The following is a 15,129-nucleotide window of genomic DNA, read 5'->3' on the forward strand; positions in this document are numbered from 1 at the left end:
TGGACACGCTTGAGAGCGCCACAAGGTTCCATCATGCGAATCGGCCACCAACAGCACCCAGGCCGCGAAGAAGACTGGCCCCCAAGTTTTGGCCTTTTTAACCCCTCTTTTTCAACAGGCTGTTAGATGGACTGACCTCGGGCGAAACGTGATCAGTTCTTCGCTCGCTCCAAGGCCGCCGCGATTTCGCGCTCGATGACCGGCAGCGGGTTGAGTAGCGATAGTGGATTTTCGACGGGAGTGACCTCGTTGGTCTGTGGATTCCAGTTCACGGGGCCGAAGCGGCAGGGGGCGGGATTGCCGGTGAGGATGTGCATGCCGGCGTCGTCCTTGTCGAAGTGCCAGAACTCGAAGGGGAAATGGATGAAGCCGTGCTTCTCCATCATCGCGCAGATTTCGAGCCGCGTAGCGACATGCTCGGGTGCGACGAATGGCGAGCGCATGGGCGTGCATTCGCTCATTTCGAGATACGGATAACCGCGCCAGACCTCGGTCCCGTCATCGCGTCGGAACACCGAGATGTCGATGGCGGAGCCGGACATGTGCGCGCCGATTTTTGGCATGTTCGCCGTGAGCACGATGGCTCGACGGAACATCATCTCGGGCGTTGGAATTTCGCCACCGAGTTCCCACATCGTCTTTTTGAGTACGGTGTCGAAGACCGACGGCTTGCGCACGAGCTGGCGTTGCATCTCCAACGAGCGGAAGCCGTCCTCGATCTTCAGAATCCAACCACGGTCGTTCATCTCGCGACCAATGGTGATCACATCGCGCACGAGGCTCTCGCGCAGGAAATAGACGCGATCCAGATCACCTGCGATCTTGCTGGTGGAGAATCGCATCTCCACATTCGCAGCGGCGGCAGCTTCAGGGATGGAGGCGAAGCGCTCGCCGCATTCGTTCACGGGGAACTCGATGAGCTTCTGCACGATGGCATAGCCTTGCTCCATCTGTTCGGCCCAATAGGCGCGGCGGGCGGCTTCGTCGTTGTTCATGGGAATCATTGAGCAGGTTTGCGCACGGCGATGGCCTCGACTTCGTATTTGAGCGAGGGCGGCAGGCAGTTCGTGATGGTGGTGCGCGCCGGTGACGGCTGCGGGAAGTATTCGCGGTAGAGCTGGTTGTAGAGCGTCACGTCCCCGGCATCGCGGACGTAATTGCGTGTCTGAACGACATGCGCGAGGTCGCTACCTGCGGCTTCGAGCACCTTGCGCACGTTTTCAATGCTGCGGCGGAACTCGCCTTCAAAGGTGTCGCTGACGATGTTTCCCTGCTGATCGACGGAGGCCTGGCCGGAGACGAAGATCAAATCTCCCACCACCACGCACGGACTGAACGGGAGATGCGAGGTCGGGGTGTTGGGAAGTTGCGGGTAGGAGACGAGTGGGTGTGTCATGAGGGAATGGGGTTTGGAGCGATTGTTTCGTCAGGGATGAGCTTCTTCGTCGCATCCATTGGCAGGATGATGAGGCCCGCCAGAACGAAGGCACCGGCGAGCGTGAAGAAGACGAGCGTTTTGCCATCGCCACCGCCGATCTTCATGAGCCAGGGCACGAGCAAGGCGCCGGCACTGGCACCGAAGTTGCCCCACATGTTACCCCAGCCTCCGGCGGCTGCGGTGGCGCGTCCGCCGACATCGCCCATGAAGGACCACACGGCGGGATTGGCGAGATCGGTGCAGAAAGAAACGACGGCGCAGCAGGCAACGAGCATCCAGGTGGACTCGACGAACGGGCAGCAAATGTAGGCTGCCGCGCAGACGAACATGGAGCTGGTCATGGGCAGTAGGCGGCCCGCTCGCAGGCCAAAACGGCGCGTGGCCCAGTCGCAGTAGTAACCGCCGGCGATCTGGCCTGCCATGCCGAACGCGAGCACATAGGTGAGCATCTTGCCGCCTTCGATCTCGCCCACGCCGCGCTCTTTGACGAGGTACGTCGGCAGCCAGGTCACCAGGAATCCCCAGCCGATGTTTTGCAGCATTTGCGCAGCGGAGTTGCACCACAAGCTGGTGCTTTTGCTAAAGCTCCACAGCGCGCTTTTGAGTTCACGCGCACTCAGGGGCTTCTCGATCTCCGGCCTGCCGATGAGTGCCAACTCCGCCGTATTCACCTGCGGATGCTCCTGAGGATTCGAGCGCACCGTTTTCCAAAACACCAGCGCGATGATGAGCCCGACCGCACCATCGATCCACAACGAGGTGCGCCAGTTCCCCATCGTCACGATCATCCAGATCGTCAAAAACGGTGCCAGCGTGCCTCCGATTCGACCGCCCAAAGCGACCATGCCGCTGGCACGCGCACGGCCGGTCAGAGGAATCCATTTGCGGACCAAGGCCATCGACGTGGGATACGCGCCCGACTCGGCAATGCCACACAACAGTCGTGCGATGAGCAGTCCGGCAAAGCCCGTCATGAAACCTGTGAGCATGGTGCAGAGCGACCACAGCACGATGTAGAGCGTCAGCATTGGCCGCGCACCGAAACGATCGCTCGCCCAGCCAGCGGGCACTTGAAACAAAGCGTAGGTAAAGAAGAACGCGCTGAGGATGCGGCCGATCTGCTCCTGCGACAGGGCGAGGTCGTTGTTGAACGACATCGATTTCACGATTTCGCCCATGCAGATGCGGTCGAGATAGAGGATGAACGCCATCAGCATCGTAACGCCGATGATGCGATGACGAATGGTGGTGGGCCGTGCTGGATCGGTCATGAGGAGAGATCCGGACTAAGGCTTCACGGTTGGCACGGATTGCAGCCGGGCTTTCTCCTCCGCTTCGCGCTTCACCAAATCTTTGGGATGTTTTGAAAACGACTCAAACACATCGCCAACCACGCGATCTGCGAGCACGCCGAGCTGCTTCAAGATGATCGGTTCGGCCTCGGGTTTGAGCTTGGACATGTTCGGCTCATAGCCACCGACCTTGTAGGCATCCTCGGTGGCGATGTAGCCGATGTTGCCGTTCGAGTAGCCCACGATGATCGGCGTGGCACGATCCGCGATGGCCTTCTCCAGCTTGAAGCCGTATTCGACCATCGGCTCACCGGGCATCGTCAGAAAGAGGAACGGGCCGACTTTCATGGCCATCAGCTCCGAGGGCACAGGGCCTTCCTTGCCAGGCAGATCGACCACTTCACTCGCCACACGGATCTGATAAAACGATGCGCGCTTGCGCAACTGCTCACGTGTCACGCTCAACGCCGCTGCGCGTGCGACTGCACCACCGAGATCGCGGCCCGCCCATTGAATGTCGGCCTCGTCGGCGCAGCGATACGGATAGCCCGGTAAATTTGGCCGGATGTCACCCGCACAGCCTTGCATGAACATCGCCGAGGTCTTCTGACCATAGACCATCTCGACAAACGTCTGCGCCTCGCCGGGGAAGTCTGCCGTCATCTTCGGGTAGCCCTTTGGATAAGGCTGCGAGCCTTTGTCGCCCCAGGTGAAGAAGCATGGATGACACACCGCATGCATCATCACCGCCATCGGCGTGAGCGACTTGCCATCATCGAAGCGCAGCACCTTCACACGCGGATCGTTCAGGCCTTCGGAGTTCAAACGCACGATGGCACGGCCATCGATGGTTTTGCGGCGGTTGATGCCAAAGCCGATGTGATCTTCACCGTAACCAATGTTTACCGTGCGCATATTGCCTGACGCTTCTTTTGCCGCTGCGGTAAGCTTTTTGATCAACTCCGATGCCCAACGCAGATTCTCCACATAACCCGGTCCCGAGTGATTGTGCGAGGCGCAGACCATGATGTTCGCCGCAGGCACGCCGGTTTCCTGTTCGATGTTCTGCCGCGCGAGCTTCACCATGTCCTCCCATGCGCCGATGGTGTCCATCGTCACAATCGCGGCCTTCGTCTCGCCATCATCAAGGATCAAAACACCCGCGCGCAACGGATCGCGCACGCCGGAGACCTGTCGCACATGCCCCACGATCTTGATGGCTGCGGTGTCCGTCGGCGTGATGTCGATTTTCGAGACACCCGCCTTCAAGTTCGAGGTGACGGCGAACTGACCGTCTTGTACCTCCTGCGCGTGAGCGAAGGAGAGCACCAAGGATGAGAGGAGAAGAGCCGGGCGGAGTTGCATGGCTCTTCTACGCGCTCAAATGCCGCAACTCATCACGCGATCAGCTCAGGAATCGCACGTCCATTCTCCACGATGTGTACCGGACGACCGTTCAGGTCGTTGAGCGTGACCTTGCCGTAGTCGATGCCGAGATGGTGGTAAATCGTCGCGAGGAAGTCGCTGGCGTTGCAGGGGCGCTCGACCACGTCTTCACCGCGTTTGTCGCTGGCACCGATAACGCCACCGGTCTGGATGCCGCCGCCGGCCCAGATGTTGGTGAAGGCACGCGGCCAGTGGTCGCGGCCCGGTTGCAGAGTGCCCGTGGGGCCGCTGGCATCACCCGCGCCGGTGCTGCGGTCGAAGCTGATCTTCGGCGTGCGGCCAAACTCGCCGGTGACGACGACGAGCACTTTCTTGTCGAGTCCTCGCGCATAAATGTCCTCGATGAGCGCGGAGACGCAGCGGTCATAGGTCGGCATGCGGAAGCGCAGCGCTTCAAACTGATGCTGGTTTACCGCGTGGTCGTCCCAGTTGTTCACGCGACCGCAGAGCGGGCCGCTGAGGCTGCTGGTGATGATTTCGACGCCCGACTCGACGAGACGACGCGCCAAGAGCAACTGCTGGCCCCAGCGGTTGCGACCATAGCGGTCCCGCGTCGCCGGATCTTCCTTGCTCAGGTCAAAGGCGTCGCGTGTCTGCGGATTCGTGAGCAGCGTGGCGGCCTGAGATTCAAATTCATCCAGTGCGCCGAGTTCACCCTCGCGATCAAACGCACGCTCCATCTTGTCGAGGCTTTTGCGCAGCACGATGCGGTCGCTGAGGCGACGATTTTCCGACTCGTCGGCCAATCCGATGTTCGGCACCTGAAAGTTCGGGCGATTCGGATCATCACTCACCGCGAAGGGTGCATAGGCATCGCCTAGGTAGGCGGGGCTGGAGTATTCTCCCGACGCCGCAGGCACGCCGATGTAATTTGGCAGCGGATTGGTGCGTCCGCCTTCTTTGGCACGCAGATAATGCACCACCGACATCCAGTCCGGCAGCCGTGGCTTGGGCTTGTCACGCGTGTCGGTGTCGCCAGAGAACATCTGCATGGTGCCCGCCGGATGTCCGCCCGCGCTTTGATACATGGAGCGCAGCACGGTGAACTTGTCCGCGATCTTTGCGCTCATCGGCAACAGTTCGGTGAACTGCGTGCCTGGCACCTTCGTGCTGATCGTCTTGAACGGCCCGCGATACTCGCTGCTCGCGTCTGGCTTTGGATCGTAGGTGTCGATGTGCGATTGCCCGCCCGGCAACCAGACCATGATGATGGATTTCCGCTCGCTCTTCGGCAGCGCCGCGTTCGCCGCCCGCAGTTTGAGCAGGCTCGGCCAGCTCAGCGTCGCCATGCCGGTCAAACCGAACTGCATGAAGCTCCGGCGCGACAAAGGACCGGCGCAACGAACGATAGAAGGGGGCTGAATGATGGAGGACATGCGCTGAAACCTACGCTCGGCGTTGCCTGTGTTTATCGGGCAATGCTTGGGCAAAGCTCATGCCATCAGCTCTGGAATCGGCCTGCCGTGATCGACGATGGGCGTCGGGCGGCCATTGAAGTCCTTGATCGTGACCTTGGAGGCGTCGATGCCGAGATGGTGATAGATCGTGGCGAGAAAATCCCCCGCGCTGCATGGCCGCTCGATCACGTCCTCACCGCGTTTGTCCGTAGCACCAATGACCGCACCCGTCTGGATGCCGCCACCAGCCCAGATGTTGGAAAATGCGCGCGGCCAGTGGTCGCGGCCCGGTTGCAGCGTGCCCGCCGGTCCGCTGGCATCGCCAGCACCCGTGCTGCGATCAAAAGTGATCTTCGGTGTGCGGCCAAACTCACCCGTGACGACGACGAGCACGCGTTTGTCGAGACCACGCGCGTAAATGTCCTCAATGAGAGCGGACACGGACTGATCGTAGTTACCCATGCGGAATCGCAGCGCCTCAAAGATGTGATGATCCACCGCATGATCGTCCCAAACCTGCGTGCGTCCGCAAAGAGGACCATGCAGGCTGCTGGTGATGATTTCGACACCCGACTCGACGAGCCGACGCGCCAGCAGCAACTGCTGACCCCAGCGATTCCGCCCGTAACGATCCCGCGTCCGTGCGTCTTCCTTGCTCAGGTCAAAAGCATCGCGTGTCTGCGAATTCGTGAGAAGGGACATCGCCTGGGACTCAAACTGATCGAGCGCACCGAGTTCGCCTTCGCGATCAAAGGCCCGCTCCATCTTGTCGAGACTCCGCCGCAACGCGACGCGGTCGCTGAGCCGCCGCGTCTCTGCTTCGTCCGGCAGGCCGATGTTCGGCACCTCAAAGTTCGGGCGGTTAGGATCCTCGCTCACCGAGAACGGCGCATAAGATTCGCCCAGATACGCCGGTCCGCAGTAGGACGCGTTGATCGGATTGACGCTGACATAGTTTGGCAACGCCTGCGGCCGCTGCGGATATTTGGAGCGCAGGTAGTGCGCCACCGACATCCAGTCCGGCAGCCGCGGAGCCGGCTTGTCGCGCGTGTCGGGATCGCCCGAGAGCATTTGCAGCGTGCCCGCCGGATGCCCTCCCGCCGTTTGATTCATCGAGCGCAGCACGGTGAACTTGTCCGCGATCTTCGCCTGCAACGGCATCAACTCCGTGAAATGCGTGCCCGGCACCTTCGTGGCGACCGTCTTGAACGGCCCGCGATACTCGCTACTCGACTCCGGCTTCGGATCATAGGTGTCGAGGTGCGACTGCCCGCCCGGCAGAAACACCATGATCACCGCCGTGCGCTCGCTCCTCGGCTTCAGGGCATTCTCCGCACGCAGCTTCATCAAGCCCGGCCAGCTCAGCGTCGCCAGCCCCGTCAACCCGAAGTCCATGAACCCACGCCGCGACATCGGACCGGCGCAGCGAATCTGGGAGGGTGGCTGGATTAGGGAGGACAAGCGTCGAAACCTACGAGTGTGAACGTCGTGGTTTATCCTGAGACCTCGATTGCTCGGACGTTACTTCGCGCCAAACGCCACGAGTTCTTTGCCTGCGCCATCCCACACGCGCAGCAGGCTGTCCTCACCGCCGGCGATGATGGCGCTGCCGTTGGGGACGCTGACGGCGGCTTGCATGTAGTCAGGGAGATTGGCGATGGAGCGGACTTCGGTGCCGTCGTCGGTGACGATGCGGACGCGATTGTCGCCAGCACTCGTGACGATTTGATTCGTGGCACCGATGAATTGCAGCGAGGTGACTTCCTTGGTCCAGCCTTCGATCTTCTTCTTTCGCTCGCCGATGATCATGTCCCAGGTCGAGACAGTCCCCTCCGCGCCGGCAGTGGCGAGCACGCGGCCATCGCTGCGGAAGGCAACGCCCATGACGTGATGCGTGTGGCCTTCAAACAAGTTCGTTTGCTTGCCGGAGGCAATGTCGGTGACACGCGCGATCTTGTCGGCGGCACCGGAGGCGAGGCGCTTGCCATCGGGCGAGAAATCGAGGCACAGCACCGTGTCGGTGTGTTTTTCCTTCCACGTCTGCGTGGCTTTGCCAGTCGCGACATCGAAGATGATGATGTCGCCGGAGCGGGACAACTCGCCGCCGCCGGTGGCGAGCGCTTTGCCATCGGGACTGAAGCGCACGGCGTTCACACGGTCGGCAAAGAGGCCCTTCGGGTCGATCTTGCGTTCCAACGTCCAGCGCGGAATGCTGCCGACGGTTTGAGTGACGGCTTTCGTCGCCACAAACGTGCCATCCGGCGCAGAAGTGATGGTCGTGGTCGCAGCGACGTTGCCGCCGCTTTCTTCAATCGGAATGCCGCTGGCGGCGGCCCACACACGCAGGGTGCCATCTTCAAACATCGACGCCACACGCTGCGCATCGGCGGAGAAGGAGACGGCGATGGGCTTTGCGGCTGTTTTGGTCAAAGCCAGCTTCAAAGCGGCGAGATCGGCGGTGGCCTTGTCTTGCGTGGTTTTGGCGGTGGCGATGGCCGCATTGGCAGCAGCGACGGCTTTGGCGTTCTTCGCCTTGGAGTCACTGATGCGTTTCAAGTCGTCCTCGGCGTCCTTCACATTGCTCTCGGCGGCAGAGACGGCCGCGAGGGCGGAGACTTCGGTCATCTTTGTGGTGATGAGCTTGTCCTGCGCATCCTTGAGCTGCTTGTCGAGCGCAGCATCCGGTTTGCCACCGGGACCAGCTTTGATCTTGGTCGCGATTTCATCCACGGCCTTCTGCGCGGTGGTTTTGGCCTCGGTGGTGGGCGGTACGGCTTTTTGTTTTTCTGGCAGCACCTTTTTCATCGTCACGATGGCTTCCTTGGCTTTGCCGAGCAGCACGTCGAGCGCCTTGTCCTGTGCTTCGATTCGGGCGATTTCGCTCTTTTGGAAAGCCGTCTCCAGCGTCTGTGCCGCAATGGTCCAGTCCAGCTCCGCCACTTTCTTCGTGGCCGCCACGCTGCCGCGCAGTTCAATGATTTGCTTCGCCGTGGCGGCATCCCACACACGCACCGAGCCATCGGCGCAACCGGTGACGACCTGCTTGCCATCGGCGGACATCGCGCTGCTCAAGACGACCACTTTGCCTGCGGTGGTGATCTTTTTGATCAAGTCGGCGCTCGCAGGTGCCGAGACGGCTTTCGCGGCACTCGCCACAGGTTTGCCAGCTTCAAGCTTCCAAATCTTCACCTCACGGAAACTGCCGCTCGCCAGCTTCGTGCCGTCCGGACTGAATGAAAGCGACTGAACCAGCGCACGATGCGCAGCTCCATTCTTCTCCACTGGATCGCTGATCTGCGCCACGAACTGCCGTGTGGCCAAGTCATAGACGAAGATCTGATTCGAGCGTCCGCAGGCCACATAGCGTCCGTCTTTGGTCATCGCCACGCTGTAGATCGGATCGACGCTGGCCGCGAATGCCTGCAACACCACCGCGCGTTCCTGCTGCACGGAAGCCTTTGCACCCTGGTCGATCCACTGTTTCAAAATCGCGATCTCCGCAGGCGTGAGATTCACCGCGCCGGACTTGTTGTTCCCCGGCGGCATCTCCATGTCATGCTGATGCAGCGAGGCCTGCACCACGAGGCTCTCCGCGCTCTTTCCCGGAATGAGTGCCGTTCCATTCTCACCGCCTTTGATCATCAGCGCGGGCGTCTCCATGTTCAGATCCGCCTTCGTAGTGGTCTTGTTGTGACACGAGATGCAGTTCGTCTTCAAGAACGGATAGACGTCCTTGTAATAGTCCAGCTCGGCAGCCAGCGCGGCTGTCGAGGAGCAAAGAAGAGCGAGGAGGGCGTGCTGTTTCATCACTTGCTGGCGGTGGTGACGGTTGCGGGCTTCACGGAAACCCGGATCGGTTCGGAGATGAGAATTTCGACCGTGTCGGTCGGATTCGCGGCGGTCGTCACGGACTTCATGCGTGTCGATGCGGCGGTCATGGCGGCTTCAGCCTGCTTTTGCTTCTCGGCGGCTTTCTTTGCGGCCTCGGCATCAGTGGCGGCGATTTTTTTGGCTTCGGCGGCAGCGGCGGCGAGCAATTGTTCGGCTTTCTTTTGCTCGGCCTCGGCCAGAGGCACCGCAGCGGGGTTGTAGCTATATTTGCAGATGCCGAGGCTCTGTAGCGCAAACGTGTAGTCGCCCGGGGCGATCTTCAATTCGGCGAGATTGAGCACCAGTTCGTGCGTGGCGGCCTTGATCGGGATGTCGAACTCCTTGATGGCGCTGAAGCCTTCCCCATAAGCTTTCACTTTGATCGAGGTGCCGTTGAACTCATTGCGCCAGGTAAGCTTGAGCGGAATTTTCAGCGTCTCGCCCGCCTTGGCTTCGAAGATTTTGTTTTCAGCCAGTGCGATGGTCACTGGGGCCTGCTCGGAATCGGTCATGGACACGGGAACGTCGGCCATGAGACGTGGGGATGGGATCTCACCCTTCGCGTCTTTCACGGGCCATTCCATGCTCGCCACGCGAACAGGGCGCGCAACGACGGCACCATTGATCGTGGCCTTGCCGACGATCTTGGCGAGCGAGAAACCGCGCTTCGCATCGCTGGATGCTGTGAGGATGAGATGGCCATAAGGCTTGCCCTTGCCGATCTTCAAACCGGCGGCGCTGACGCCCGGCGGCAGGTTTTCCATGGTGATGTCGATCTCGCCATCGAAGCCATCACGGCGCTGCACCGCGACTTCAAACGCACGCGAATCGCCTTGACGCAGCGCCATCGGCTTGGAAAGCGAGGCGCGGTCGCCATTGCGCAGCGTCATATGAACAGCCCACGCAGCGAGGGAGAAGTCCGGCGTGGCCTGACGCACGATGAGGCGATAAATGTTGTTCGGGTCGGTGCGAGTGCCGCCGAAGAGATCGCGCACTTGCAGGCGATAGATGCCGTCTTCCTTGACCTCAAACTTGCCCATCACATCCGGCGAACCGGCGTCGTAAGGCGGGCCATCATACGAATAGCCGTTGCTCGTGACCTTCATCGGCGGCGCGATGTCATACAGTTCGGCCACATCGGCGAATTTGCCGTCCTTGGCCTGCTGCACGAGCACAAAAGGATCGGTGTTGAGGCCGAGTCGCTCGCTGGCAACCTCCACCCACCACGTCTCACCTTTTTTGGCGGTGAACTCGAAGGTGTCCACATCCGCAGCGGGGTAGAAAGCACCCGCGATGTCGCAAGGCAGCGTGATCTTCTGCGCATCCTTGTTGTTCGGTTCGGTTTCCTTGGCTGGAGCCGTCGCGGCAAGACCTTCGGGTGGCCAGGACATCGAGCTGACTGTCGCGGTCTGCGGTTGTGGCTGCGCGGGGGAGTTTTGCAGCGCAAGGCGATAGAAATGCCGCTCGCCGCCCTGGTAGGTGAGGTCGCTCACTTTGATGAGATAAGTGCCATCCGCAGGCGGCGTGAATTCGATGATGCCGCCGGTGCGGTTCACCTTCAGATCGCCACCCTTCGAATCCGCGAGGATGAGCACCGGCGTGAGCCGTGAGTCGATCCCGACCGCCGCACAATCGATGGCGACGGCCTTGTCCTTCACGCCTTGGAAGGAATAAAAATCCACCGCTCGCTTCGTCATCGTCGCATTGCAAATCGTGCCTACAGGCAGCGCCATCGCCGTCTCCACGGTGTTGTTGGCCTTCGTGCGAGTCACTTCTGGCAGTTTGTTCACCGAAAACGCCCGCACTGAGGATACACCGAGCCGCGACATCACTCGCGCATCATAAACACCCACCGGCACATCTGCGGCGATGCTGACAGTAAATTTGTTCGTCGTTCCGGCCACGGGTTTCGCCGCGATCTTCGGCGAGGAGAAGGTCAGTTCGGTCACGTCTTCGATGTTTTCACCGGTGATCGTGACTTCGACATTCGTGCCCGCCTGACCTCCCATTGGCATGACAGTGAGCAGGCGAGGCAGCGGCAGCGTGACCTGCTGAGCCAAGGCGGAAGCGGCAAAGAAGATGCCAAGGGCAAGAGAGAGGGCTGTTTTCGAATGCATGGTCTTAATGATTGTAGAGGAACTCCTTCGTGTTCAGCAGCGCCCAGAGCAGGTCTTCGTAGCCGTTGCGTTTGGCGCGTTGGGAGTCGAGCGGCTTGCCGGTGGCGTCGGTGCGAGGCTTCAGCAGATGCGTTTCGGCGATGCGAATTTCGTCGGCGGCAGGCTCGCGGGAGAAGGCGGCGAGATAGAGTTCGCGGATGCGCTTTGGCTCGGACATCTCGGCCTTGGTGAGCATCTCGGCGCGGCCACCACTCGCAGTGAGCTTGGCTTTCACATCGGCGGCATTCATGAGGTGCAGGCTCTGCGCGAGGCTGGCGGAGGAGACGCGCTCGCATTCGCAGACGCTGGTGTTGTCGGGACGTCCGAAGACTTTTAGGAAAGGCGAGGCGCGGGTGTAGCTGTTATCGGGCAGTGAGATGGCTCGGGTGCCGGGCGGGAGGTCGGCGAAGTCCGTCTTGGAACCGGTGACCATGTCAATGCTGTCGAGCAGCACTTCAGCGGTCATGCGTTTCGGGTAGAAGTGCGAGAAGGCCTGGCGATCCACCGCGTTGTGCTCGTTTGGTGTGGAGCTGAGCTGGTAGGTGTGGCTCTGCGTGATGGTGCGAACGAGCGATTTCAAATCGTAGCCGCTGTCGGTGAAGCTCTTGGCGAGCGCCTCGAACAAATCAGGATTCGTCGGCGGGTTGGTGTCGCGAAGATCGTCCTCAGGCTCGACGAGGCCGCGTTTGAAGAAGTGTTTCCAGTAACGGTTCACGAGCGACTTGGCGAAGAAGGGATTGTCCTTCTTGCTCATCCAATCGACCAGGGCGAGGCGCGGATCGTCGTCGGGTGCGATGTCCATTTCAGGTTCGCCGAGACCAGCAGGCTTCAGCATGACGCGCGTCTTGCGGTGCTCGGTCTGCGCAGTGCCGCGCTTGTGGAAAATGAGATCCTCACCGGCGATGGCGGTGGGTTTGCGGCCGATCTGGCTGAAGAAAGCAGCAAGGTGATAATACTCCGCCTGCGTCCAGCGCTCGAAGGGATGATGATGGCACTGCGCGCACTGCATGCGCACGCCGAGGAAGAGCTGCGCCACGTCTTCGAGCTGCACATTCGGCTCCTTGACTCGCTTGTACCAAGCCACCGGCGGATTCGACACGATGGTGCCAGTCGAAGCGAGAATCTGGCGCACGATTTGATCATACTTTGTGTTCGCCAGCAAACTGTCACGCATCCAGGCGTGGAAGGCGAAGTTCGCGGTGATGTCGGCGGCCTCGGTACGCTGGTTTTTGAGAAGCGAAGTCCACTTGTTCGCAAAGTAATCGGCGTAGTCGGGACTGTTGAGGAGCGCTTCGATGGCGCGATCACGTTTGTCAGGCTCTTTGCTCGCGAGGAAGGCTTTCGTTTCTTCGTCGGTCGGCAGACGGCCGCCGATGTCGAGCGAGATGCGGCGCAGGAAGCTGGAGTCATCGCAAATCGGCGAAGGTGGCACACCGATCTGCTTCAAGTTCGCGAAGACATGCTGGTCGATGAAATTCTTCACAGGCGGCAGCGAATCCACCGGAGCGCCAAGCGGCACCGACACGCTGCAAACCGAAACCTTGCCGCCAAAGCGCACCATCACGGCCACGTTGCCCGGAATATCGAGTGTCTTCACGAGACCTTGCTCGCTCGCTTCGGCCATGGCGCGGTCATTGGCCTCAAAGAGCGCGAGTTTCGTCACATCGCGGCTGCTGCCATCGGAGTAGCGTGCCGTGACCTTGAGCTGCTGCGTGGTCTTGACCTTCAAAGTCGCACGGGCCGGCTCTACGATGATGTCGTTGAGCTTCGGCTCATTTTTCTGCGCATACGGCATTCCTTCGGCGATCCAGCGGACCAGTGTCTTGTAGTCTTCCGAGCCGGGCTCCAGCTTCTTCCCGCCCGTGTGCGGCACAATGGCTGCGCCTTTGGTAATGAGCAGGCTTTCCTCCGGCGCTGGCGGAAACACGCGGCGACCTTTGCCCTGCTTCACGATGGCCTCGTAATCTTCTTCTGGCTCAAACCCGAGCACGGAAAGACGAAAACCACGCTGACCGGTGATCGCCTTGGCATGGCACACACCGGCGTTGCATCCCGCCTTGGTCAAAATAGGCTGGATGTCGTGAGTGAAGCTCAGTGGACGCGACGATTCGACAGCGAAGCCCGTTCCAGCGAGCATCGCAATCATCCAAGCAGAAGTGAGGGCTTTCATTGGCATTACTTTAAACCTACGCTTCGAAAAACGTGGTTTTCGCAACGGATGTCTCTGCCAGCCATCTTCACTTCATTCCTACCCTCCCATGAGACTGCTCCACATCGCCGCCCTTCTCTCGCTGATGCCTGTTGTTCCCGCATTCGGCTGGGGACAGCCCCACCACGCCATCACACGAGGTGCGCTGGAGGTTCTGCCCGCATGGCAAAAAGCGCTGCTCGGTGATGAATTCGCCAAGCTCGGCGACAACTACTGCATGATCCCGGACAACGTTTTCACGGACAAAGAAAACGCCAAGTTTGCCAAGATGGAGTCGGTGCCGAACGAGGTGTATTTGAAGATCCTACACCTGCCCACGCAGCAGCCGGAATACCTCGAAGTGCTGCGCTACTTCATGGACAAAGCTGTGACCGCGCTGCGTGATGGCAAGACTGGCGACGCCGCACGCTTCATGGGCACGATCTGCCACACGCTCGAAGATTACGGCAGCCCATCGCACACGGTGCCTGGCGACAACATGTTCACGCTGCTCCAGCAGTTCATGCCACCCACCGACCCGATGAAGGACCAGCTTATGCATGGTCCCATCGAGAACGGCGACTTCAGTGTGAGCATCGCAGGTTACCAGCCCATGCTGCTCGGCACCACCGTGAATGAGGCCTCATGGCGGCTGATGCATCGCCTGCATGAAGGCATTCTCAATGCCCGCACCACCACCGTGCCGATCATTCAGGCGCTTTATGCCGAAGACAAAGACGCCATCGTGAAACACCAGCTCCGCGCTGCCACGGTGGATGCTCAAGTCGTCGCTGATGCGCTCTTCACCATTCTCAGCCTCGGGGCGCAGAAGTTTGAAGCCACGGCTGATGCAGCGACGAAGCGCGTGCAGATCGGCGCTTTCCTGCCCATCGAAGCCGAGAGCTTGTATTACCCGCAGGCGCAGTTCTTCAGCTCGCCGCACTGGGGTTTTCCACAGAGCGGACGCATCCTGGCGGGAGGAAACAAAGCCATGCCGCTCAAGCTTCGACTTGAAGCAGGTGACAAAGAGTTCGCCAACGGCATCAGCGCTGGCATGGGCAAGTCGCTGACGTTTCTACTGCCGAAGGGCGTCTATGCGCGCTTCACGGTGCTGGCGGGCCTGCATCCCGAACTTGGGGCGAAAGGTCGCGTCGAGTTCACCATCACTGGCGATGGCAAACCGCTGGCCAGCATCACCCTCAACGGCACCGATCCCGCCAAGCTCTTGGAATGCGATATTTCAAACGTGTCGCAGCTTGCTCTCAGTCTCACCTCGCGCGGACTCGATCCCAAGAGCAACTACGCCATCTGGGCCGAGCCGACGCTGATGAAGAAGTGAGGT

At 60.4% G+C, this 15,129-nt stretch carries 10 protein-coding genes; 1 reads left to right on the forward strand and 9 read right to left on the reverse strand.

Annotated features, from left to right (window positions below; genetic code table 11):
• Nucleotides 1-152 precede the first annotated feature (152 nt).
• The 9 genes from ACILSI_RS16910 to ACILSI_RS16950 all read right to left on the reverse strand — a co-directional run bounded on the left by ACILSI_RS16910 (nucleotide 153) and on the right by ACILSI_RS16950 (nucleotide 13,769).
• Nucleotides 153-995 (reverse strand): M15 family metallopeptidase, encoded by an 843-nt coding sequence (locus tag ACILSI_RS16910; protein WP_395723079.1) that lies wholly within the window; start codon nucleotides 993-995, stop codon nucleotides 153-155.
• Between the two features lie 5 nt (nucleotides 996-1,000).
• The gene (locus tag ACILSI_RS16915; protein WP_395723080.1) at nucleotides 1,001-1,396 is read right to left on the reverse strand and encodes a RidA family protein; all 396 of its coding nucleotides are present in this window, start codon (nucleotides 1,394-1,396) and stop codon (nucleotides 1,001-1,003) included.
• Nucleotides 1,393-2,709, reverse strand: a complete 1,317-nt coding sequence (locus ACILSI_RS16920; RefSeq protein WP_395723081.1) for an MFS transporter — start codon at nucleotides 2,707-2,709, stop codon at nucleotides 1,393-1,395. Before ACILSI_RS16920 ends, ACILSI_RS16915 begins: the two co-directional genes overlap by 4 nt.
• A 15-nt stretch (nucleotides 2,710-2,724) precedes the next feature.
• Nucleotides 2,725-4,095: a hypothetical protein gene (locus ACILSI_RS16925; RefSeq protein WP_395723082.1), complete on the reverse strand. Its 1,371-nt coding sequence runs from the start codon at nucleotides 4,093-4,095 to the stop codon at nucleotides 2,725-2,727.
• A 32-nt stretch (nucleotides 4,096-4,127) separates the two neighbouring features.
• The gene (locus ACILSI_RS16930; RefSeq protein WP_395723083.1) at nucleotides 4,128-5,552 is read right to left on the reverse strand and encodes a DUF1501 domain-containing protein; all 1,425 of its coding nucleotides are present in this window, start codon (nucleotides 5,550-5,552) and stop codon (nucleotides 4,128-4,130) included.
• 57 nt (nucleotides 5,553-5,609) lie between these two features.
• Nucleotides 5,610-6,968 (reverse strand): DUF1501 domain-containing protein, encoded by a 1,359-nt coding sequence (locus ACILSI_RS16935; RefSeq protein ID WP_395723084.1) that lies wholly within the window; start codon nucleotides 6,966-6,968, stop codon nucleotides 5,610-5,612.
• 126 nt (nucleotides 6,969-7,094) lie between these two features.
• Nucleotides 7,095-9,380 carry a c-type cytochrome domain-containing protein gene (locus tag ACILSI_RS16940; protein ID WP_395723085.1) on the reverse strand — a complete coding sequence of 762 codons (2,286 nt, stop codon included), beginning with the start codon at nucleotides 9,378-9,380 and terminating at the stop codon, nucleotides 7,095-7,097.
• On the reverse strand, nucleotides 9,380-11,560 hold the full coding sequence (locus ACILSI_RS16945; protein ID WP_395723086.1) for a serine protease: 2,181 nt from the start codon (nucleotides 11,558-11,560) through the stop codon (nucleotides 9,380-9,382). The genes ACILSI_RS16940 and ACILSI_RS16945 overlap by 1 nt, the downstream gene beginning before the upstream one ends.
• Nucleotides 11,561-11,564: 4 nt before the next feature.
• Nucleotides 11,565-13,769 (reverse strand): DUF1553 domain-containing protein, encoded by a 2,205-nt coding sequence (locus ACILSI_RS16950; RefSeq protein WP_395723087.1) that lies wholly within the window; start codon nucleotides 13,767-13,769, stop codon nucleotides 11,565-11,567.
• An 88-nt stretch (nucleotides 13,770-13,857) separates the two neighbouring features.
• Between ACILSI_RS16950 and ACILSI_RS16955 the strand changes: the two genes are divergently transcribed.
• Entirely contained in the window at nucleotides 13,858-15,126 is a 1,269-nt protein-coding gene (locus ACILSI_RS16955) for an NPCBM/NEW2 domain-containing protein (protein WP_395723088.1), read from the forward strand.
• The last annotated feature ends 3 nt before the right edge of the window (nucleotides 15,127-15,129 follow it).

The sequence above is a fragment of the Prosthecobacter sp. genome, from assembly GCF_044232965.1.
GTDB lineage: Bacteria > Verrucomicrobiota > Verrucomicrobiia > Verrucomicrobiales > Verrucomicrobiaceae > Prosthecobacter.